Source organism: Streptomyces globisporus C-1027 (assembly GCF_000261345.2).
GTDB lineage: Bacteria > Actinomycetota > Actinomycetes > Streptomycetales > Streptomycetaceae > Streptomyces > Streptomyces pakalii.
The window spans coordinates 304,636-326,874 of sequence record NZ_CP013738.1 but is presented as its reverse complement, the minus strand read 5'-3'; the positions used below and the strand labels follow the sequence as shown (position 1 = coordinate 326,874).

The window sequence follows — 22,239 nt, the reverse complement described above, 5'->3', positions numbered from 1 at the left end:
ACTGTTCCGGGCGGACGGCTCCCGACCGGCGTTCTGGTCCAGACCTCTTGACCGAAGGTCTGGACCATTCTAGCTTTTGACGGGGTCACGACATAGGGCGGGTCGGGGCGAACCTTTCGCACCGGCGGCGGCTGACCCGGGCAGGAAGGACATCCGGATCATGGGGCGTACATCACGACTGCTGGGCCTCGGCCTGGCCGCGGCGCTCGTCGTACCGATGCTGGTCGCAGCCGCACCGCCGAAGCCCGCGGAGAGAGCCGGTGCGGCCGCCGAGACCTGTGCGGTCAAGTCGAAGCCCACGGGCAAGGTGCTCCAGGGGTACTGGGAGAACTGGGACGGCGCGGCCAACGGCGTGCACCCGCCGCTCGGCTGGATCCCGATCACCGATTCCCGCATCACCCAGCACGGCTACAACGTCGTCAACGCGGCCTTCCCGGTCATCCGCTCCGACGGCACCGTCCTCTGGGAGGACGGCATGGACAGCACCGTCAAGGTCGCCACCCCCGCCGAGATGTGCCAGGCCAAGGCCGCCGGCCTGACCGTCCTCATGTCGATCGGCGGAGCGACGGCCGGGATCGACCTCAGCTCCAGCGCGGTGGCCGACCGGTTCGTCGCGACGATCGTCCCGATCCTGAAGAAGTACAACTTCGACGGCATCGACATCGACATCGAGACCGGTCTCGTCGGCAGCGGCAACATCAACCAGCTGTCCCCCTCGCAGACCAACCTCATCCGCATCATCGACGGCGTCCTCGCCGCCATGCCCTCGAACTTCGGCCTCACCATGGCCCCCGAGACGGCGTACGTCACCGGCGGCAGCGTCGTCTACGGCTCGATCTGGGGCGCGTACCTCCCGGTCATCAAGAAATACGCCGACAACGGCCGCCTGTGGTGGCTGAACATGCAGTACTACAACGGCAGCATGTACGGCTGCTCCGGCGACTCCTACTCCGCCGGCACCGTCGCGGGCTTCACCGCCCAGACCGACTGCCTGAACAAGGGGCTCGTCATCCAGGGCACCACCATCAAGGTGCCCTACGACAAGCAGGTCCCCGGTCTGCCCGCGCAGCCCGGCGCCGGTGGCGGCCACATGTCCACCGGACTCGTCGCGCAGGCCTGGAACCGCTACAACGGTTCGCTGAAGGGGCTGATGACCTGGTCGCTGAACTGGGACGGCTCGAAGGGCTGGACCTTCGGCGACAACGTGAAGGCCCTCCAGGGCCGTTGACCCCCCGCCCGTACGGTTTCCGCGCCCCCGGTCCGCCGATGACCGGGGGCGCGGCGCCGCTCCGGCCGGGAGGCGACACGAGGAAGGCGTGAACCGGTCGCACGCCGGAGCGGTCGAGAGAGCAGAATCGGGTACGGACCCGGGTGATCGCTTCCCGGTGCGACGGGCCCGTCTCCCCACGGGCCGGCCGAAGACGAAGACGAAGACGTACGAGGAGACCCGATGGTGCACGAACGGGCCGGTCACCCGGCACAGTCCGCAGACCTGGTCGACGTGGCACGGCTGGTGACGGCCTATTACGCCCTCCACCCCGACCCGGCCGACCCCGCCCAGCGCGTCGCCTTCGGCACCTCAGGCCACCGGGGCTCCGCCTTCGCCGCCGCGTTCAACGAGGACCACATCGCCGCCACCACCCAGGCGATCTGCGACTACCGCGCCCGCCAGGGCGCCGACGGGCCCCTGTTCCTCGGCGCGGACACCCACGCGCTCTCCGAGCCCGCCCGGGTCACCGCCCTGGAGGTGCTCGCCGCCAACGGGGCCACCGTCCTCATCGACAGCGACGACGGCTACACCCCGACCCCGGCCGTCTCGCACGCCATCCTCACGTACAACCAGGGGCGCACCGAGCACCTGGCCGACGGCATCGTGGTCACCCCGTCGCACAACCCGCCCGCCGACGGCGGCTTCAAGTACAACCCGCCGAACGGGGGACCGGCCGCCTCCGACGCCACCTCCTGGATCCAGGACCGGGCGAACGCCCTCATCGAGGCCGGACTCGGGGAGGTCCGCCGGATCCCGTACGCCCGCGCCCTGGCCGCCGACACCACCCGCCGCCACGACTTCCTGACCGCGTACGTCGACGACCTGCCGTCCGTCCTCGACCTCGACGCCGTACGGGACGCGGGGATCCGCATCGGAGCCGACCCGCTCGGCGGCGCGTCCGTCGCCTACTGGGGGCGGATCGCCGAGCGCCACCGGATCGACCTCACGGTGGTGAACCCGCTGGCCGATCCCACCTGGCGGTTCATGACGCTCGACTGGGACGGCAAGATCCGCATGGACTGCTCGTCGCCGCACGCCATGGCCTCGCTCATCGAGCAGCGCGACGCGTACGCCATCTCCACCGGCAACGACGCGGACGCCGACCGGCACGGCATCGTCACCCCCGACGGCGGGCTGATGAACCCCAACCACTACCTGGCCGTCGCCATCGACTACCTCTACACCCACCGTGACGCCTGGGCCGCCGGGACCGGCATCGGCAAGACCCTGGTCTCCTCGTCCATGATCGACCGGGTCGCCCAGGACCTCGGCCGGACCCTGGTGGAGGTCCCGGTCGGCTTCAAGTGGTTCGTCGACGGCCTCTACGACGGCAGCCTCGGCTTCGGCGGCGAGGAGTCCGCCGGGGCCTCCTTCCTGCGCCGCGACGGCCGGGTCTGGACGACGGACAAGGACGGCATCCTGCTGGCCCTCCTCGCCTCCGAGATCACCGCCGTCACCGGTTCCACCCCCTCCGAGCACTACGCCCGCCTGACCGACCGCTTCGGCGACCCGGCGTACGCCCGGATCGACGCCCCCGCCACCCGCGAGGAGAAGGCCGTCCTGGCGAAGCTCTCCCCGCAGCAGGTCAAGGCCGACACCCTGGCCGGCGAGCCCGTCACCGCCGTCCTCACCGAGGCCCCCGGCAACAGCGCCCCGATCGGCGGCCTCAAGGTCTGCACCGACAGCGCCTGGTTCGCCGCCCGCCCCTCGGGTACCGAGGACGTCTACAAGGTGTACGCGGAGAGCTTCCAGGGTCCCGGCCATCTCGCCCAGGTCCAGGAGGAGGCCCGGGCGCTGGTGTCCGAAGCGCTGGGCGGCGCCTAGGCGTCGGGCCGGCCGTCGCGTCGCCGCCGGGCGCGTTCCAGCTCGGCGGCGTCCGGCAGCCAGGAGCCGTGTCCGTCGAGTCCGGCCCAGCCACCGCGGACGTAGGCGCTCACCAGGGCCCGGTACCCGCTCATCCCGTCGATGAGCGTGTACTCGACCCGGTACTCCGGATCCGACCCGCCGAGGCCCTTGCGCACCGTCATGACCCGGGCGGCGGTGTCGGCGTAGAAGTGCAGCTGGATCCCCTCATCCAGCTCCTCGTCCTCGACGGTGAACACCTCGTTGTCGCCGGCGGAGCGATCACCGACGAACTCCCAGAACTCCGCAGAGGCGGTGCGGCCGCCGCCCGCGCGCCACTTCTTCTCGACGCCCTTGTCGTCGGTGAAGGACAGGACGGTCTTCCTCTTCCCCGCGTCCTCGCCGGGGCCGCCGGCGGTCTCCTCGTCATCCTCCAGAGGCGCGTTCCTGGAGCGAGCGGCGGCTTCCGAGCACATCAGGAAGCTCATGGTGCGCACGGCGTCGGCGGCGAGATCCGGGTGCGCCCGGCGCACGGCGGCGTCCACCGCCGTCTCCATCCGGCTCCAGTCGCGCTTGTCCGTGGCGCGCTTGCCCCGCCGCGGGTCGCGGCCGATCCGCATTCCGGCGCACGCCTGCTCAGCGGTGGCGAGCACCCGCACGACCTCGGGCAGCAGCGCGGGGTCGACCGCGTCCGGCATCCGCTTCGGAATCGTCGCGCCGTGAACGTACTGGCCCGTGTACTTCAGAAGTGCCGTATCGAGCGGGCCCAGGACCACGCCGCGCTCGGCGCGACGGCGGTTCGCGTGATGCTCCTGAGCCCGCTTTCCGTCGGACGTCTCCGTCGCCGCGCGCATCGCCGCGCAGACCTGACCGCGCTCCAGCAGATCGATGTCGGCCCCATGGGCGATGAGCCGGCCCCGGTCCCACGGGACGCGCCCGAAGAGCGCGTCGACGTCGGCGGGCGCGGCGAGGAGAACCGGATCGAGGAGCGCGACGGCGGCGTCCTCGTCGAGCCGGCCCCGGGTTCCGGCGGCATCGCACAGCGGAAGGACCGCACTCCACAGCAGCAGGTGCCTGCCCAGGTCCTCCCGGATCACCGAGAGATGGGCTTCCCGGATCGGGAACGTGAACTCACGGGGCGAGTGGTTGGCGTCCGCCCCGGCACCGAGCATCAGCTTCAGCTCGCCGTCCTCGCGGATCACGTTCGGGATCCAGCCGCTCGCGCGCGTGAAAACGATGTCTCTCATGGCCCCAGTCTTTCCCATCGGACAGGGCCGGCGGCCCGGGCCCCACGACTACGGCGCCCGGGCCGCCGGCACCGCTCCTTCCGGTGCTCGGCGACTCCAGGGCATACGCGTCGGACGTACAGGTACGCCAGCGTCAGCCGGTCACACCCAGCAGCGGTGCCCAGGCCTCCAGCGCCGGCTTCTCGGCGAGGTCGGCGAAGGCCACCTCGATGCCGTGGTCGCGACGCCAGGCGGCGGCCAGCGACATCAGGCGGACGGAGTCGAGACCGTAGTCGACGAGGTTCTCGTCCACGGGGATCTCCTCGGGGTCCTCGCCGAGGATGTCGGCGACATCGGCACGGAGCTGGTCGAGCGTGAGCGCCACGGCGGTCACTTCCCTTCGAAGACGGTCCGGGCGGTGGTGACGACGGCACACTTGCCCGCGGCCCACCGCAGCGCCATCGCATGGTCCTCGGCGGAGAAGTCCGCCACCGCGTCGGCCACCACGAACGCCTGGATGTCCTGCATCCAGGCGTCGCACGCGGTCATCAGCACACCGATGTGGGCGTAGACACCGGTGATGACGATCTGGTCGCGGCCCTGTTCGCGCAGGCGCTCCAGCAGATCCGTGCGGACGAAGCCGCTGTACTTCCACTTGGTGAGGACCGTGTCGTCCGCGTCGGGCGCGACCTCGTCCGCGATGGCCGCCAGATGCTCGTCGGCCGGCAGGCCGGGGCCCCAGAAGTCCTGCTGGAGACCGCGTTCCTCCGCACGCTGGCCGCCGGGCTGCGCGGTGTAGAGCACCGGGACCCCGAGCCGTGCCGCGTCTTTCTTCAACTCGGCGACGTGGGAGAGGAGTTCAGGGATGGGCGCGGCCTCGCGGTCGTACGCCGTGAGGAAGTAGTTCTGCAGATCGTGGACGAGGAGCACCGCGCGCGCCGGGTCGACGGTCCAGTCGACCCGGTTGGCGGGCAACGCGTCGGCGGACGGCATGGGGTAGGGGACGATGGCGGGCAGAGCCATGGTGGAGAGGGTTCCGTTCGGGGAGTCGTTCAGTGGGACGGGGAGGGGGCGGGGACGGTTATGAGGGCGAGGACGACGGGGCCGTGCGGGCGGCGGCGTTGCGCAGATCCTTCTTGGAGACCTTGCCCACGCCGGTCTGCGGGAACGCGTCGACGAACTCGACCCGGTCCGGCACCTTGTAGGCGGCCAGGCCCCGTTCGCGGACGAACCTCTTGACGGCCACCGCCTTCAGCGGGCCCGCGCCCGAGCGCAGGATCACGTACGCGCAGGTGCGTTCGCCCAGATACGGGTCCGGCTCGGCCACCACGTTGGCGTCGTGCACGGCCGGGTGGGCCAGGATGTGGTTCTCGACCTCCTCGGCGGCGATCTTCTCGCCGCCCCGGTTGATCTGGTCCTTGGCGCGCCCCTCGACGACGATGTGCCCGCTCCCGGTGACCCGCACGATGTCACCGGTGCGGTAGAAGCCGTCCTCGGTGAAGGAACGGGCGTTGTGCTCGGGGGCGTTCCAGTAGCCCCGGATGGTGTACGGGCCCCGGGTCAGCAGGTGGCCCGTCTCGCCCGGTGCCACCTCCTGGTCCTCGTCGTCGACGACGAGGATCTCGTCGTCGGGCGAGATGGGCCGGCCCTGGGTGGTGACGATCGTCTCGACCGGGTCGTCGAGACGGGTGTAGTTGACCAGCCCCTCGGCCATGCCGAACACCTGCTGGAGCGTGCAGCCCAGCGCGGGCCGCACCCGGCGGGCCGCCTCCTCGCTGAACTTGGCCCCGCCCACGAGCAGCACGTCCAGGCTGCTGAGATCGTGCGCGGTGCCGGGCGCGGCCTCGGTCCAGAGCAGGGCCAGCGGCGGCACGAGCCCGGTGATGGTGACGCCCTCGCGCTCGATCAGCGGGAACGCCACCTCGGGCGAAGGCCCGGGGCACAGCACCACACGGCCGCCGGCGTACAGCGTGCCGAGCGAACCGGGGGAGGAGAGAGGGAAGTTGTGCGCCGCGGGCAGCACGCACAGGTAGACGCTGTTCTCGTCGACCGCGCAGATCTCGTTGGAACCCCACAGCGAGTAGATGTAGTCGTCGTGGGTGCGCGGGATCAGCTTCGGGATGCCGGTGCTGCCGCCGGAGAGCTGGAGGAAGGCCAGGTCGTCCGGGCGGGGCCCGCCGTAGCCGACCGGCTCCTCGGCGACCTCGGACAGCGCCTCGAACTCGCCGGGGTCCCCCTGGGCGACGAACACATGGCGCAGCGTGCCCACATTGGCGTGGGTCTTCGACGCCAGCTCACGGTAGTCGTAGCCGCCGTGCTCGGCCGCGATGACGTACGCCACCGCCTCGGTGAACTCGCAGAAGTAGGTGATCTCGCTCTCGCGGTGCGCGGGCAGCGCGAAGACCGGCAGCGCGCCGATCCGGAACAGCGCGAAGATCACCTCGAAGAACTCGGCGATGTTGGGGAGTTGCACCACCACCTTGTCGCCCTTGACGATGCCCCGGGAGAGCAAGCCCGCCGCCAGCCGGTCGGCGCGCCGGTCGAGATCGGCGTACGTCCACCGGCTGCCCGCCACCGGGTCGACGATCGCGACCCGGTCCGGATGCTCCTCGGCGCGCTGCCGCAGCATCTCCCCGAAGGTCTCCCCGCGCCACCAGCCGGCCGCCCGGTACCTCTCGGCGAACTCGGCGGGCCAGGTGGGCGCCGCTTCCGTACTCACAGCTCGGCTCCCACGGCGCTCAGGAAGGTGCGGAACTTGGCCGCGGTCTCGGCGGTCTCCGCCTTGGGCTCGGAGGCGGCGACGACGCCCGCTCCGGCGTACAGGCGCAGGGTGCGCTCCTCCGCCTCGGCGCAGCGGATGGTGACGACCCAGTCGCCGTCGCCCTCGGCGTTGCCCCAGCCGATCACGCCGGTGAAGAAGTCCCGGTCGAACGGTTCGGTCTCCGCGATGACCTGACGGGCCGTCTGCGTCGGCGTGCCGCACACGGCGGGCGTCGGGTGCAGCGCGAGCGCCAGCTCCAGCGCCGAGGTGTCGGGGGAGCGCAGGGTGCCGGTGACCGTGGTGGACAGGTGCCACATGGTGGCGGTGCGGATGAGCGTCGGCCGGGCCGGGACGGTCAGTTCCGTGCAGTGCGCCGCGAGCGCCTGGTGGACGGCGTCGACGACGACGGCGTGTTCGTGGAGATCCTTGACGGACTCCAGCAGCGTCGCCGCCCGGCGCACGTCCTCGGCCAGGTCGGCGCTGCGCGGGGTCGAGCCGGCCAGCGGGTTGGCGACGACCTGCTTCCCGTGGCGGGAGACGAGCAGCTCGGGGCTGGCGCCGATGAGGGTCCGCCCGGGGGCGGTCGGCAGGGCGAACGTGTAACCGGAGGGGTCGCGGCGGGCGAGGCGCTGGAGCATCGCGGGCAGGTCGACCGGGGCGTCGGAGGTGAGTTCGAGGGTACGGGCCAGGACGACCTTGCTGAACTCGCCGCGCCACATGCGTCCCACGGCGGCGGCGACGCCCTTGCCGTAGATCTCCGGTTCGGGCACCTGGCGTATCTCCCAGGTCCCGGCGGTGGGCGCGGTGGCCGGCAGGGCGATGAGCGGGTCGGAGGCGAGCGCGGGCGCGGTGCGCACCGACTCCGGGACGCTCAGGGCGGCCGGGGCGGTGTGGTCGAAGGGGATGGCGCCGATGACCACCGGTGATTCCTGGCCGGCGGCGGCCGCCGCGGCGAGTGTGGCGTCCACCCGCGCGGTCAACGGTCTCTCGTCGTGCGGGACATGGCGTCCCGGTCCCCGTGCGAGCAGCGTGCGTCCGGGAGTGGCGAGAAAGTGGTCGCCCGGTGCGTAGGCGTCCAGAAGCGAGGTGGCCGCTCCTACGGCCGGGTGGGCCGGATCGGCCGGGGCGGTGTGCGTGGCGACCTGGGATGCCGTCGACACGGGAACTCCATTCTCGATGGTCCCGTCAGCGGGTGCGGGGGGCTGGATGGGAGGTGAAGGCAGGTGAAGGCAAGGAAGGAGGGGCGGCCGGGCGGTCAGCGCAGGGTCGCGCCGCCGTCGACGTACAGCTCCTGCATGGTGATGTGGCGGGCGCGGTCCGAGGCGAGGAACGCCACCGTCTCCGCGATGTCCTCGGGGTCGGCGATCCGGCCCAGCGGAATGCCGGTGCGGTACGTGGCGGGGTCCCCGTCGATGACGCGCTGTTCGGCGCCCGGGTCGGTCCACAGCGCGCGTTGCATCGGTGTGTCGGTGGAGCCGGGCGCGACGACGTTGCAGCGGACGCCGCTGCCGGCGAGTTCGAGCCCCAGACACTTGGTGAACATGGCGGCGGCCGCCTTGGAGGCGGCGTAGGCGGCCATGCCGGTGCGTGGGATCCCGGCGGCGTTGGAGCCGACGGTGACGACCGCACCGGATCCGCGGGCCGCCATGAGCGGGGCGACGGCCTGGGAGACATGGAAGACGCCGGTGGCGTTCACCGCGAAGGTGTCCGCCCAGTCCTGCGCGGAGAGCACGGCCGCCGGGCCGGTGCGCAGGACGCCCGCCACGTTGACCAGGACGTCGACCGGGCCGAGTTGGCGCTCGACGCGGGCCACGGTGCTCTCCACCGAGCCGCGGTCGGTGACGTCCATCAGATACGGGTCCAGACGGCCTGCCGAACGCTCGTCGTCGGGCAGTTTCTCCTGCGTCCTGGTCCACTCGGCGGCTGTCGCCTCGATGCCGGGCAGGGCGCGATCGGTGGCGGCCACGCGGGCGCCGAGGGTGGCGAGCAGGTCGGCGACTGCCGCGCCGATGCCTTGGGCGGCACCGGTGACCAGAGCGGTGCGGCCGATGAAGTCGCCGCTTCTGCCCGGTATGTGCTCAGGCATGAGCAACCTCCTCCAGGTGTTAGGTAAGGGTAACCTAAATTGAACCGACCGCCCAGAAGTGGTCGAGCCGTCGATGCCTACTTAGGCTAGCCTCACCTTATGCAAACGCCGCGCACGGGGACCACGGCCTCGGCTCCCGAACATGACTCCTCGACCGTTCAGTTGGGCGGAGGCGAAGTCGACCGGACCATGGAGGCCGCCTCCGCCGGACACGGGGAAGCATCTCCGGGAGCCGAAAAGGGAACAACGCCGGAAACCGGACAGCCCCCGGGGCCCCGGCCCGTTCCCGACGCCGCCGCCCAGGCCGACGGCTCCCGCGCCACGGCCGACCCGCGGCGGCGCACCGTGGGGGTGGCCGTCGCCGGACTGGCCTTCGCCGTCCTGCTGTTGACGGCCCTCTCCCTCTCGATCGGCGCGGGCGAGGTCGGCCCCGGCGGCGTCCTGGACTACCTTCTCGGCCGGGACGGCGCGCGCGGCAACGCCAGGCTCTCCCTCGTCGTTGGCGATCTGCGCCTGCCGCGCACCTTCACCGCGCTGCTCGTCGGGGCCGCCCTCGGCGTCGCCGGGTGCCTCCTCCAGGCGGTCACCCGTAACCCGCTGGCCGAGACCGGACTCCTCGGCGTCAACGCGGGCGCATCGCTCGGCGTCGTCGCCGGCATCGCGCTGCTCGGCTTCGATTCCGGTTACGCTTATCTCGTCTGCGCGTTCGTCGGTGCGGTGGTCGCCAGTGGTCTCGTCCTGCTCATATCCGGAAGACGCGGCGGCGGCTCTCCCATGCGGCTGGTCCTCGCCGGCGCGGCGCTCGGGGCGACCTTCGGCGGGCTCACCAGCGTCATCGTCGTCAACTCCGCGGAAACCTACGACAGATTCCGTTTCTGGGTCCTCGGCTCTCTCGCCGGAGTCGAGGGCTTCGGCGAACTCGGCCGCCTCGCCCCGGTCCTCGCCCTCGGCTTCGTCGTCGCCCTCCTCGTCGCCCGCCCGCTCTCCGCCCTCGCCCTCGGCGACGACCTGGCCCGCAGCCTCGGCCACCGGCCCCCCGTGATCCGTACGGTCGTCGCCATCGGCGTCACCCTGCTGACCGCGGCCGCCGTCGCGCTCGCCGGGCCGATCTCCTTCCTCGGCCTGCTCGCCGGCTTCCTCGCCCGCGCCCTCGCCGGCACCCGGCTCGCCGCCCGCATCCTGCTCGCCGGGCTCATCGGCGCCTGCGTCCTGACGGTCTCCGACATCGCCGCCCGCGTGGTCTCCCGGCCCTTCGAGGCGCCCGTCTCCGTCATCGTCGCCCTCATCGGCGCCCCCGTCCTCATCGCCATCGTCCGCTCCAAGCAGCTGGCCTCGATGGGCATGACGGAACCGGCCACCGAGGAACGCGCCCCCGACCGCCCCCGCCGCTTCCGGATCACCCTGCCCCGCCCGGCCCGCCGCATCCCGAAGGCCAAGACCCTGCGGGTCCGCCCGGCCGACACCCTCGTCCTGCGCCGCGGCCCGCTGTCCCTCCTCGTCACCCGGCGCGCCGCCCTGGCCGCCCTCGTCCTCGCGGGGGTCCTCCTGCTCGCCGTCGTCCTCTCCGCCTACGCGGGCCAGAGCGACATGGGCGTCGCCCGTACCTTCCGCGCGGTGTTCGGCCAGGGCGACCGCTTCGACGTGCTGCTCGTCCAGAAGTTCCGGCTCGGCCGCATCGTCGCCGGACTCACCGCCGGAGCGGCCCTCGGCCTGGCCGGCTGCCTCACCCAGACCCTGGCCCGCAACCGCCTGGCCACCCCCGAACTCCTCGGCGTCAACGACGGGGCCACCGCCGCCGTCCTCCTCTCCGTCACCCTCAGCGCCACCGGATCCTTCGGCGCCTGGTGGGCCGGGCCGATCGGCGCACTGGTCGCCGTCATCGTCGTCACCACCGTCTCCGGCGGCCTCGGCCAGCGCGGCTACCGCGTCCTCGTCGTCGGCCTCGCCATGTCCGCCCTGGCCTCCGCCATCACCCAGGTCGTCCTCTCCCGCCGGTCGCTCTCCTCCGCCAGTTCGCTGTACGTGTGGACCTCGGGCAGCCTCAACGGGCGCAGCTACTCCGTCGCCGTCCCCGTCCTCATCGGCCTCGCGGTACTCGTCCCGGTCAGCCTCGCCGTCGCCCGCCATCTGGGTGTCCTGCGCTTCGACGACGCGACCGCCTCCTCGCTCGGCTCCGCCCCCGGCCGGGTCCGCGCCCTCGCCCTGCTCCTCGCCGTCGCCCTCGCGGGCCTCGCGGTGGGGATCTGCGGGCCCGTCGGCTTCGTCGCACTCGCCTCCCCGGTCATCGCCTCCCGGCTCGCCGGACCCCTGCGCGTGCCGCTCGTCGGCTCGATGCTCACCGGAGCGGTCCTCGTCGTCGCCGCCGACACCCTCGGCCGCATCGTCCTCGACGGTGCCGAACTCCCCGTCGGCATCGTCACCACCGTCCTCGGCGGCCCCTTCCTGCTCTGGGTGCTGCTCGGCCGCTCGGCCGCCACCCGCGTGTAGCGGACCGCCACCCGCGTACAAGAAGCCCACGTACAGGAAGTACGAGAGACCCATGACCTACCCGCCGCGCAGGAACCCGCCGCCCCCGCCCGTGTCCAAGGGACCGGCATCCACGGGGCCGATATCCGCCGGGCCGACCGAATCCGAGGCCACCGCCGTGCGAAGCCCCCTGTTGCGTACGCTCCTCGCGGACGTCCGCGCCGGCAAGCCCGACGCCGAGGAGGCGTTCTGGCGGTACGCCGCCGCCACCGGCACCCCCCTCGTCGAACCCGACCCGGAGGGCGACCCGGACCACCGGCTTGTCACCTTCGTCCGCCGCGAGGACACCGCGCGCCCCGCCACCCATGTCCTGGCCCTCGTCCACACGGTCACCGACAAGGACCGGCACGCGGGTGATCTCGCCCCACACCTGATGGACCGGATCGACGGCACCGGCGTATGGGCGATCAGCCACCGGCTGCGCGCCGACCACCGTGCCTCGTACCAGTTCCACGCCACCGGGGGCACACGCGAGGACGCCCTGCGCGCTGACCGTTCCTCCTGGCTCGGGGTCCTCGACCACGCCGAACCCGACCCGCTCAACGACTCCGCCCCGCTGCCCTCCCGGGACGGCCGCAACCCCGCCTCCGTCCTCGAACTCCCCGATGCCCCGCCGCAGTCACGCATCCGGCGGCGCGACGACGTGGACCGGGGCCGTACGCTCGATGCCGAGGTCGACGGCCGCCGGATCACCGTCCACCTGCCGCCCGGCCACCGCCCGGACGGCGGCCCGTACGCGCTCGCCGTGCTCCTCGACGGCGAGATGTGGGGGCCGGTCCTCGGCGTCGGCGACATCCTCGACAACCTGCACGCGGATGGGGATCTGCCGCCCACCGTGGCGGTCCTGGTCGACACCATGGGCCGGCGCATGGAAGACCTCGCGTGCAGCGCCCCGTTCGTCGACTGGCTCGCCGACACCCTGCTGCCGTGGGCCGGCCGGGAGTACGGGGCCGGGGCGGACGCCGCACGGACCGTCGTCGCCGGACAGAGCGCAGGCGGCCTCACCGCCGCGTTCGCCGCCTTCCAGCGCCCCGACCGCTTCGGTCTCGCCCTCTCCCAGTCGGGTTCCTTCTGGTGGCCCGACGACGAACGCGGCAGCGAATGGCTCACCGGACAGTACGCCTGGGCCGACCGCCGACCGGTGACCCTCCATCTGGAGGTCGGCCTCCAGGAGTGGATGCTCCTCCAGGAGAACCGCAGGCTCCGCAATGTGCTGCGCGCCCGCGGATACGACGTCCGCTACCGGGAGTTCAACGGCGGCCACGACTACGCCTGCTGGCGCGGCGGCCTCGCGGACGGGCTGGCCGCCCTGCTCGGCGAAGGCTGAGGCGAGCGCGTGACTCCGCATCCCGACCACGCGTGAGGGGCGGGCGGCATCCCCCTCCGGATGCCGCCCGCCCCTCACGCGTATGCCCGCTCAGCCCTTCGCGACCGGGGCCTCCTGAGCCGCCAGGCCCTCACCGGGCGGCTCAGGAGCGTCCTCGTCGTCGAACGGCGGCGGCTGCGGGGCCTCGCGCGGCAGCCGCAGCGCGATCAGCGCGCCCACCGCGACGAGTCCCGCCGTCACCCAGACCGCCGTACGGTACGGGCCCGGGTCGGCGGAGGCCTCCGTCACGTGGCCGCCGCCGATCACCGCCGCACAGGCGGCGATGCCCAACGCGCCGCCCAGCGTGCGGACGATCTGGAACAGTCCCATCGCCTGCCCCATGTCCGGGGGAGCGATCGACTCGAAGCCGGAGATCTGCACGGTCAGCACCGCCGTCCCCAGCACCAGGCCGATCAGGAACATCAGCCCGCGCACGCTCCACGCGTTCTCCGCCACTCCGGGCACGGCCAGTGCGCCGAAGACCGCCGCCGCGACGAGCAGTGCCGGCACGGTCAGCAGCCGGGGGCCGAGCCGCGGCAGCAGCCGGTCCACCACCTGGGAGGCCAGCATCAGCCCCACCGCCTCCGGGAAGACGCTCAGCCCGGCGTCCAGCGCCGAAGCGCCCAGGCTCGCCTGGTAGAGCAGCGGGAAGACGAACAGGACCCCCATCAGCCCGGCCGCGGTCACCCCGGCGAGCGCCGAGGCCGACCCGTACACCCGGTCGGCGAGCAGCCGCAGCTTCAGCAACGGCGTCTTCGCCCGCGTCTGGTGCACGACCGCCGCCACCAGCAGGACGGACCCCAGCACCGCGCTTACGGCGACGGCGGGCTCCGTCCAGCCGTGCGAGGGGCCGAAGCCCAGCGCGTACGTCAGCAACCCCAGCGCCGGGGTCGCCAGCCAGAAACCGACCGTGTCGAACTTCCCCTCCGGGCCCTCGACATGCTCACGCAGACCGAAGACGCCGAGCAGGACGGCCGCCACCCCGATCGGCACGTTCACGAAGAACAGCCAGTGCCAGGAGAGGTGTTCGGTGAGCAGACCGCCCAGCGGCGGGCCGAGCGCGGGCATCAGCGCCGTCGGCACGATCAGCACCTTCGCCAGCTTCATCCGCTCGTGCGGCGGGAACGCCCGGAACAGCAGCGTCATCCCGACCGGCGTCAACAACCCGCCCGCCAGGCCCTGTACGGCCCGGGCCACCACGAGCGTCGTGAGGTCCGGGGCCAGACCGCAGACCGCCGAGGCGATCGTGAACGCCGTCAGCGCGCCGAGGAACACCCGCTTCGTCCCGAACCGGTCGCCCAGCCACCCCGCCACCGGCAGCCCCACCGCGAGCGCGACCAGGAAGGCCGTCTCCACCGTGTTGGCGGCCGACAGCGGGCGGCCGAAGTCGCCCGCGATCGTGTAGAGCGCCGGGTTCACGATCGTCGAGTCCAGGCCGTTCATGCACATCGCGGCCGTGTAGACGAGGACGACGGCGACCCGGGGACGTATCCGGGGCCGGATCAGCAGCCCGCTCACCGCGCGGCGGCGGCGACGGGGCCGTCCCCGTGCGCGGTGATCCAGTCCAGCGCGTCCTGCCGGGCGCACGGGCCATGAGCCGTCGACCAGCCCTCGGGCACCGCGGCGAACAGCGGCCACAGCGAGTGCTGGCCCTCCGCGTTGGTCAGCACGAGGAACTCCCCGTCCGCGTCGAAGGGGTTGGCGGATGCGTCGCTCATCGGTGTCACTTCTCCAGCTCGGTCAGTCGGTCGGCGACCACGCGCGCGATGTGCGCGATCGGCTCGGGCAGGGTCATGTCCTTGTGCGAGCAGGCGACATTCGTGTTGTCGATGCGCCCGCTCACGTACGGGGTCCAGGTCTCGGGCGTCAGGGTGTCGTCGATCGTGTCCACCGTGGCCCGGAAGAACAGCACATCGCCCTGGAACACCCGGTGGTCGTAGGCGCGTACGAGGTCGTTGGTGTTGAGGTACACCTCGCCGAGCGCCTCGATCTTCGCGGCGGACAGCGCGGCCAGCGGGGAGCCCTCGCGACGCAGCACCTCCACCACGTTCGCGGTGTTCAGCTCCTTGTCGCCGAGGCTCTCGGGGCCGTAACCACCCATGGTGAGCAGCGATTCGAGGGCTTCGGCCTGATCGGGCACCGGCAGGTCGCGGAACCCCTCGGCGGGGTACGCGTCCAGGATCGCCAGCAACTCGACCTCCTGGCCCGTCTCCTGGAGCACGGCCGCGATCGCGTGCGCGATGATGCCGCCGGTGGACCAGCCGAGCAGCCGGTAGGGGCCCTCGGGCTGGACCTCCCGGATCCGGGACGCGTAGTGCGCGGCGAGCTCCTCCAGCGTGGTCGGCAGCGGCTCGTCCGCCGTCGCCTCGCCGACGCCCTGGGCCTGAAGCCCGTAGATCGGCACATCGGCGGGCAGGTTGCGGATCAGGCCGGCGTAGCACCAGCTCAGCCCCCCCGCCGGATGCACGCAGTGGACGGGGGCGCGGTCGCCGGGACGGGCCGGCCGCAGCGGCAGCAGCACATCCAGCGGGTCCTCCTCGCGCGAGACGTCCAGCGCCGTGTCCAGCGCGGCGGGCGTCGGCGCCTGGAACACCGTCCCGATCGACACCTCGATGCCGAACGCCGACCTGATCCGCCCGGCCAGGCGCACCGCGAGCAGCGAATGCCCGCCCAGATCGAAGAAGTTGTCCTCCACCCCGGCGGACGGCAGCCCCAGCACCTCCGCGAAGATCGAGCAGAGCTGCTCCTCGCGGACCGTGCGCGGCGCACGACCGGCGGCGTTCACCGGCACGCCCGGCGCGGGCAGCGCCTTGCGGTCCAGCTTGCCGTTGCCCGTCAGCGGCAGCCGGTCCAGCACCACCACCGCCGAGGGCACCATGTGCACCGGCAGCGTGGCGGCGGCGTGCTCGCGCAGCGCCGCCGGGGCCGGGGCCGTACCGGGGGCGGCGACGACATAGCCGACCAGCCGCTTGTCGCCGGGCTGGTCCTCGCGCACCACGACCGCCACATCGGCGACCTCCGGGTGTCCGGCCAGCACCGCTTCGATCTCGCCGAGTTCGATACGGAACCCGCGGATCTTGACCTGCTGGTCACCCCGGCCGAAGTACTCCAGCGTGCCGTCGGCGCGCCGCCGGGCGAGGTCGCCCGAGCGGTACATCCGGCGCCCGCTCTCCCCGAAGAGATGCGCGAACGGGTCGGCGACGAAACGCCCCGACGTCAGGTCCGGGCGGCCCAGATAGCCTAGGGCCACGCCCTCACCGGCGACGTACATCTCGCCGGTCACCCCGGGAGGCACCGGCTGGAGCCGGTCGTCCAGGACGTAGACGCGCAGGTCGGGGATGTTCACGCCGATGGTGCTGGAGATCCCGGAGGCGGCGGTCGCCCGGTCCAGCGCCAGATACGAGACATGGACGGTCGTCTCGGTGATGCCGTACATGTTGACCAGCGTCGGCGCGTTCTCCCGGTGGCGGGTGTACCAGTCGGCGAGCCGCCCCAGCTCCAGCGCCTCCCCGCCGAACACCACGTAGCGCAGGGCCAGTTCGTGGCCCGGGGCCTCCCGGTCGGCGGCGGCCAGCTGGTAGAAGGCGGACGGCGTCTGGTTGAGGACGGTCACCCGCTCGTCGGCCAGCAGCCGGAGGAAGGCGTGCGGGTCACGGCTGGTCACATGCGGCACGACGACGACCCGGCCGCCGTACAGCAGCGCGCCCCACAGCTCCCACACCGAGAAGTCGAACGCGTAGGAGTGGAACAGCGTCCACACGTCGTCCGGCCCGAACGAGAACCAGTGCTCGGTCGCCGTCAGCAGCCGCGTCACATTGTGCTGGGTGACCACGACGCCCTTCGGGCGGCCGGTGGAACCCGAGGTGTAGATGACGTACGCCGGATCCTGCGGGGTCAGCGGCCGGGTACGGTCCGCCTGGCCGATCGGCCCGTCCGGGAACCCGGCCGCCTCGTCCACCGTGATCAGCGGGAGATCGTGGGCGGGCAGCCGCTCGGCCGCCGCCGGGTCCGTGATCAGCGCTGCCGGTCGGGCGTCGTCCAGCATGTAGGCGAGCCGGTCCGCCGGGTAGTCCGGGTCCATCGGCAGATACGCGGCCCCCGCCAGCGACACCGCGAGCAGCCCGGCCACCAGGTCCAGGGAGCGCGGCAGCGCCAGCGCCACGATGGAGCCGGGGCCGATGTTCCGGTCCGCCAGCAGCCGGGCCAGCGACTGGGCCCGGGACGACAGTTCGGCGTACGTCAGCGAGTCGCCCTCGCAGCTGACCGCGACCCGTTCCGGGTGGCGACGCGCGGCGGCCCCGTACACCTCGGCGAGGGTGAGCGGAGCGGGCCGGTCGCCGGACGGTACGCCGTTGGCCTCGACGAGGGCGCGGTGCATCTCGTCCTCACCGAGCACGGGCAGCAGACCGACCGGCGTCTCCGGCCGCTCGGCGGCCGCCGTCAGCAGCCGGGCCAGCCGGTCCGCCAGGGCCTGGGCGGTCGACCGGTCGAAGAGGTCGGTGCGGAACTCCAGGAAACCGCCGATCCCGCCGCCGGGCAGCTCGCCCGCGTTCAGGGTCAGGTCGAACTTCGCGGTGCCCGACGGCACGGCGGTCAGCCGCGCGGTGGCGTCCGGGCCGAGGGCGACGGGCCCGTCCGCGATCGACTGCCAGGCCAGCATCACCTGGAACAGCGGGTGCCGGGACAGCGAGCGCGGCGGGTTCAGCGCCTCGACGAGGTGGTCGAACGGCAGCGCGTCGTGCTCGTACGCGGCGAGCGTGGTCGCCCGCACCCGGTCCAGGAGGTCACCGAAGGCCGGGTCGCCGGAGGTGTCGGTGCGCAGGACCACGGTGTTGGTGAAGAAGCCGACGAGCCCGGCCGATGCGTCGTCGTCGCGGCCCGCCACGGGGGTGCCGAGGGGGATGTCGCTGCCGCAGCCGTGCCGGGTCAGCAGAGCGGCGAGCCCCGCCTGCACGGTCATGAACACGGTCGCCCCGTGCGCCCGCGCGAGCCGGCGCAGTGCCTCGTGCGCCGTGGCGTCCAGGGCGAAGGGCACGGTGTCGCCCGCCGAGGTTGCCACCGGGGGCCGGGGCCGGTCGGAGGGCAGCTCCAGCTGGTCCGGCAGCCCGGCGAGCGCCTCGCGCCAGTGGGCGAGCTGGGCCTCGGCGAGCGCGGTCGGCTCGGCAGGGGAGCCCAGGAGCAGCTGGAGCCGGGCCGCGTGGTCCACGTACTGGCCGGCCAGGGGCGCGAACTCCGGGGCGCGGTCCGCCAGGCGCGCGGTGTAGGCGGTGGCCAGGTCGCGGGCCAGGGGAGTGGTGGAGGCTCCGTCGCCCGCGATGTGGTGGAGCAGCAGGAGCAGGGTGTGGTGGTCGGGCCCGTCGCTGAAGAGGACCGTGCGCAGCGGCGGCTCGGTGGCGAGGTCGAAGCAGTGGCGGACGGCCTCGGTGAGATCGCTGCCCGGCTCCGCGAGATGCAGCACCGGCCGGGCCGCCTCCTGGCCCGGAGGAAGAATCAGCTGGTGAGGGGTGCCTTCCCCGTCGGCTCCGGGCCCGTTGTCAGTGGGCGGATATACCGTTCTCAGTGTCTCGTGACGGTCCACCAGATCGCGCAGGGCGAGCTGGAGCGCGTCCCGGTCCAGGGGGCCGTTGACGCTGAGCACGAGCGGGATGTTGTAGGTCGGGCTGGGGCCTTCGAGGCGGTGGAGGAACCACAGCCGCTGCTGGGCCGGAGAGAGCGGGAGGGGACCGGTGCGGGGCACGGGGGAGAGCGGTACGGCAGCGATGGCCGCTCCGCTGCGGGCGCGGACCTGCGCGGCGAGCGCCGCCGGACTGGAGTGGCGGAAGACGTCGGCGATGGAGAACGGGACGGCGAAGTGCTCGCGGACGCGGGCGGCGAGCCGGGCGGCGAACAGGGAGTGCCCGCCGAGGTCCAGGAAGCCCGCATCGGCGGCCGGGGGCTCCGCGATACCGAGCACGTCGGCGTAGAGGCCTCGCACGATCTCGGTGTGCGGGTTGCTCTCGCCGGCGGCCTCCGCCCCGGCGGCGGGGGAGAGGGGTTCGGGGTCGGGCAGCGCCCGGTGGTCCAGCTTGTCGTTGGCGGTACGGGGGAGCGCCTCCAGCAGCGTCACGGTCGCGGGGACCATGTGCTCGGGCAGTGCGGCTGCCAGGTGGTCGCGCAGCTCGCCCGGTGCGGGCGGCGTGGCGGCGTCCTTCGTCGGTACGGCGTAGGCCAGCAGCCGCTTGCCGTGGCCGGTGTCGCGGGCGATGACGGCGGCTGCCGCGACCTGGGGGTGGGCGGCCAGCCGGGCCTGGATCTCACCGAGTTCGATGCGGAAGCCGCGGATCTTCACCTGGTCGTCGCTGCGGCCCAGGAACTCCAGCGTGTGGTCGGCGCGGCGGCGCACCAGGTCGCCCGTGCGGTACATGCGCCCCCCGGGCTCGCCGTGCAGCGCGCCGAACGGGTCCGCGACGAAGCGCTCGGCGCTCAGGTCGGGGCGGCCCAGATAGCCGAGGGCCAGGCAGGCACCCGCGACATACAACTCACCCGTCACCCCGGCGGGCACGGGACGGAGTGAGGAGTCCAGGACATAGACGCGTGAGCCGCGTACGGGGCGGCCGTCGGGTCGGGCGGCGGTCTCGCCCGGCACCCAGTAGTAGGCGTCGACCGTCGTCTCGGTCGGCCCGTAGAGGTTGACCGGGTGGACGGCCGCCGCCTCGGTCAGCCGCTCCCACAGGGCCGGGGGGACGGTCTCCCCGCCGACCACGATGCGGGCCGGGTGGTGGCGGCCCTCGTCCAGCAGGCCTTCGGCGAGCAGCGCTTCGGCGTAGGAGGGGGTGACATCGAGATAGTCGACCAGGTGCGCGTCGACGTACGCGGTGAGGGCCGCCGGGTCCCGGTAGGCGGCGTCGTCCAGCAGATGCAGTTCGTGCCCGTGGACCATCCACAGCAGCGGGTCCCACGACGCGTCGAAGGCGAACGAGGCGCTGTGCGCGACCCGCAGACGCTCCCGGCCGGTCCGTGCCACGGCCGGGGCGATGTGGTCCGTGCCGTGCCCGGCGCAGAGGTTGGCGAGCGAGGCGTGGCTGACGAGGACGCCCTTGGGACGGCCCGTGGAACCGGAGGTGTGGATGAGATAGGCGGGGTCACCGAGCGCGGGCCCGGCGGGCGGCGGCCCGTCGGGGCAGGCGGCCAGGGCGTCCGCCGTGGCGGGTGCGTCGAGCGCGACCTTCGGCAGCCCGTGGCGGGGCAGCGCGGCGAGCGTCTCCGCCGTGCCGATCACACACAGCGGGCGCGCGTCCTCCAGAACGGCCAGCGTGCGGGCGGCGGGGTGGCCGAGGTCGAGCGGCTGGCAGACCAGGCCCGCCTTGAGCACGGCCAGCAGCGCGACGACCATGTCGGCGGTCCGGGGCAGCGCCAGTGCGACCGTGCCGCCCGCGCCTTCGGCGGTTCCCGTCCGACCGGAGGCGCCGAGTCCGGTGAGCAGGTGGGCCAGGCGGTCGGAGGAGGCGTCCAGTTCGGCGAAGGTGAGCCGGGCCCCGGGCGCGGCGGCTTCCGTGGCACCCGCTCCCGGTCTGGTAGGCGCGCCTGCTCCGGCATCCGCCGTCGAGGCCGCCTCCGCGCTGGTCCCCCGGAACGTGCCTGCCACCGTCGATCGCACCGCCACGGCGTCGGGCGTCCGGGCCGCCTGCGCGCTGAACGACTGCGGCAGGGGGAGCGCGGCGGCGGGTTCGGTGCGGCCGGACGTGGCTTCCCGCACCTGGTCGCCGGTGAGCAGGTCCAGGGAGCCGATCGGCCGCGCCGGGTCGGTGAGCAGCAGCTCGGCCAGCCCGTCCAGATAGTGCAGCCAGGTGGCCTCGTGGGCGGCGAGGTCCTCGGGCCCGTACGCGGCGGGGTCGGCGTCCAGGGTGAGCCGCAGGCCTCCGTCCGGGCCGGGGGCCGCGCCGACCGCGAGCCCTTCCACGGGCCCGGCGGCGAGATTGCGCACGGTGCCGGTGGCCCCGGCGAAGTCCAGGGCGACGTCGAACGGCTTGACGTTGACCAGCGGGCCGGTCAGCGGGGTCTCGGCCGACTCCAGGGCGAGATCGCGGCGCAGGTCCGCCTGCGGATAGCGCTGGTGGCGGCGGACCTCACGGATCTCCAGCACCACCCGGCGCAGCAGCTCGGCCCCGGTGTCGCCCGGGCGCAGGGTGATCCGCAGCGGCAGCACGTTCACGGTCATGGCCGGGGTGCGCAGGGCCGAGGGCCCCCGCCGGTTGCTCAGCGGCAGGCCCAGCACCACGTCCTCGGCGCCCGTGAGCCGGTGCAGGTGGCCCGCGGTCGCGGCCACCACCAGCTCCGCCCAGGTCGCCTTCGCCGCTTGCGCCGCCGAGGACAGCCGCTCCAGGGCCTCGGCGGAAAGATCGGTGGTGCGGTGCGGGCCACCACCGTCCGCCGCCTCCCCGGCGATTGCGGCGGCAGGGGAGCGGCGGGGCACCGCCACGGCGGAGCCCGCCATGCGCGCCGACCAGAACGCCCGGTCCGCCGCGTACTCCTCACCGGCCAGATAGGAGCCCTCCTGCTCGGTCAGCTCGCTCAGCGGGGCGAACCGGCTTTCGTGCAGCGGCTCTTCGGCCACCAGCGCCCGGTAGAGCTCGGCGACGCGCTGCCCGATGAGGGAGAGGGCGTAGGCGTCGACGGCTATGTGGTGCACCCGCTGGTACCACCGGTGGCGCCCCTCGCCGATCCGGATCAACGCCTGCGTCATCAGCGAACCGTCGGCGGCGAGGTCCACCGGCCGGTCCAGGTCCTCCCGCATCCACGCCTCGGCTTCGGCCTCGGTCATCTCCAGCCGGTGCACCGCGGGTTCGGCGGCGGGCACGATCCGCTGCACCGGCAGCCCGTCGGTCTCCGTCACACGCAGGGCGAGCGTCTCGGCCTCGCCCACCGCCTGTCTCAGCGCCGCCACGAACAGATCGGGTTCCAGCGGGCCGTCGATCTCCACGCAGTCCGCCGTGTTGAACTCGGTGCCGAGGGGCGCCAGCTGGTGCGCGTAGTAGATACCCGACTGGGCTGTCAGAAGGGGGAGTCCGGGGGAGGGTGCGCCGCCGGAGTGCGCTGCCGAAGTGCTGGTCGGGCGGTTCGGACGCTCATGCATGTGGGTGACGACTCCCCTGAAGACAACGGACACCGGGCCAACGGGCACAC

The 22,239-nt window shown here is 73.1% G+C and carries 13 protein-coding genes; 4 read left to right on the top strand and 9 right to left on the bottom strand.

The features are described 5' to 3' along the window. Positions 1-160: 160 nt before the first annotated feature. Entirely contained in the window at positions 161-1,228 is a 1,068-nt protein-coding gene (locus tag WQO_RS01380) for a chitinase (protein WP_010060829.1), read from the top strand. 222 nt (positions 1,229-1,450) lie between these two features. Beyond that, a complete protein-coding gene (gene pgm, locus WQO_RS01375; protein ID WP_058953829.1) occupies positions 1,451-3,094 on the top strand; it encodes a phosphoglucomutase (alpha-D-glucose-1,6-bisphosphate-dependent) in 1,644 nt (547 codons plus the stop codon). Here the strand turns inward: pgm and WQO_RS01370 are convergent. The 6 genes from WQO_RS01370 to WQO_RS01345 form a co-directional block, all read right to left on the bottom strand. Then, positions 3,091-4,359: a DUF6357 family protein gene (locus WQO_RS01370; protein ID WP_010060827.1), complete on the bottom strand. Its 1,269-nt coding sequence runs from the start codon at positions 4,357-4,359 to the stop codon at positions 3,091-3,093. The genes pgm and WQO_RS01370 overlap by 4 nt on opposite strands. 133 nt (positions 4,360-4,492) lie before the next feature. Then, positions 4,493-4,723 (bottom strand): phosphopantetheine-binding protein, encoded by a 231-nt coding sequence (locus tag WQO_RS01365; protein WP_029182312.1) that lies wholly within the window; start codon positions 4,721-4,723, stop codon positions 4,493-4,495. 5 nt (positions 4,724-4,728) lie between these two features. After that, on the bottom strand, positions 4,729-5,361 hold the full coding sequence (locus tag WQO_RS01360; protein ID WP_010060822.1) for an isochorismatase family protein: 633 nt from the start codon (positions 5,359-5,361) through the stop codon (positions 4,729-4,731). Positions 5,362-5,419: 58 nt separating this feature from the next. Beyond that, entirely contained in the window at positions 5,420-7,057 is a 1,638-nt protein-coding gene (locus WQO_RS01355) for a (2,3-dihydroxybenzoyl)adenylate synthase (RefSeq protein WP_010060820.1), read from the bottom strand. Beyond that, positions 7,054-8,259: an isochorismate synthase DhbC gene (gene dhbC, locus WQO_RS01350; protein ID WP_010060817.1), complete on the bottom strand. Its 1,206-nt coding sequence runs from the start codon at positions 8,257-8,259 to the stop codon at positions 7,054-7,056. The genes WQO_RS01355 and dhbC overlap by 4 nt, the downstream gene beginning before the upstream one ends. A 95-nt stretch (positions 8,260-8,354) precedes the next feature. Continuing rightward, positions 8,355-9,185, bottom strand: coding sequence for a 2,3-dihydro-2,3-dihydroxybenzoate dehydrogenase (locus tag WQO_RS01345; protein WP_010060816.1), 831 nt, complete (start codon positions 9,183-9,185; stop codon positions 8,355-8,357). A gap of 99 nt (positions 9,186-9,284) precedes the next feature. On the opposite strand from WQO_RS01345, the gene fhuB reads away from it, so the two are divergent. Together fhuB and fes are read left to right on the top strand one after the other, a co-directional pair. Continuing rightward, positions 9,285-11,672 (top strand): Fe(3+)-hydroxamate ABC transporter permease FhuB, encoded by a 2,388-nt coding sequence (gene fhuB / locus WQO_RS01340; RefSeq protein WP_029182311.1) that lies wholly within the window; start codon positions 9,285-9,287, stop codon positions 11,670-11,672. Positions 11,673-11,724: 52 nt separating this feature from the next. Next, positions 11,725-13,038, top strand: a complete 1,314-nt coding sequence (fes, locus tag WQO_RS01335; protein ID WP_010060814.1) for an enterochelin esterase — start codon at positions 11,725-11,727, stop codon at positions 13,036-13,038. Between the two features lie 90 nt (positions 13,039-13,128). Here the strand turns inward: fes and WQO_RS01330 are convergent, their stop codons facing one another. Genes WQO_RS01330 through WQO_RS01320 form a run of 3 tightly spaced genes read right to left on the bottom strand, consistent with a single transcriptional unit; the run spans position 13,129 to position 22,189 of the window. Then, the gene (locus tag WQO_RS01330; RefSeq protein ID WP_010060813.1) at positions 13,129-14,595 is read right to left on the bottom strand and encodes a DHA2 family efflux MFS transporter permease subunit; all 1,467 of its coding nucleotides are present in this window, start codon (positions 14,593-14,595) and stop codon (positions 13,129-13,131) included. Further along, positions 14,592-14,795 carry an MbtH family protein gene (locus tag WQO_RS01325; RefSeq protein ID WP_010060812.1) on the bottom strand — a complete coding sequence of 68 codons (204 nt, stop codon included), beginning with the start codon at positions 14,793-14,795 and terminating at the stop codon, positions 14,592-14,594. The genes WQO_RS01330 and WQO_RS01325 overlap by 4 nt, the downstream gene beginning before the upstream one ends. Positions 14,796-14,800: 5 nt before the next feature. After that, on the bottom strand, positions 14,801-22,189 hold the full coding sequence (locus WQO_RS01320) for an amino acid adenylation domain-containing protein (protein ID WP_079055502.1): 7,389 nt from the start codon (positions 22,187-22,189) through the stop codon (positions 14,801-14,803). Between the last annotated feature and the right edge of the window lie 50 nt (positions 22,190-22,239).

Excerpts from the sequence above, each read along its gene's own strand:
- WQO_RS01345 (WP_010060816.1), bottom strand. The coding sequence starts at position 9,185 with ATGCCTGAGCACATACCGGGCAGAAGCGGCGACTTCATCGGCCGCACC.
- fes (WP_010060814.1), top strand. The coding sequence starts at position 11,725 with ATGACCTACCCGCCGCGCAGGAACCCGCCGCCCCCGCCCGTGTCCAAG.
- WQO_RS01360 (WP_010060822.1), bottom strand. The coding sequence starts at position 5,361 with ATGGCTCTGCCCGCCATCGTCCCCTACCCCATGCCGTCCGCCGACGCG.
- WQO_RS01320 (WP_079055502.1), bottom strand. The coding sequence starts at position 22,189 with ATGCATGAGCGTCCGAACCGCCCGACCAGCACTTCGGCAGCGCACTCC.
- fhuB (WP_029182311.1), top strand. The coding sequence starts at position 9,285 with ATGCAAACGCCGCGCACGGGGACCACGGCCTCGGCTCCCGAACATGAC.
- WQO_RS01325 (WP_010060812.1), bottom strand. The coding sequence starts at position 14,795 with ATGAGCGACGCATCCGCCAACCCCTTCGACGCGGACGGGGAGTTCCTC.
- WQO_RS01370 (WP_010060827.1), bottom strand. The coding sequence starts at position 4,359 with ATGAGAGACATCGTTTTCACGCGCGCGAGCGGCTGGATCCCGAACGTG.
- WQO_RS01380 (WP_010060829.1), top strand. The coding sequence starts at position 161 with ATGGGGCGTACATCACGACTGCTGGGCCTCGGCCTGGCCGCGGCGCTC.
- pgm (WP_058953829.1), top strand. The coding sequence starts at position 1,451 with ATGGTGCACGAACGGGCCGGTCACCCGGCACAGTCCGCAGACCTGGTC.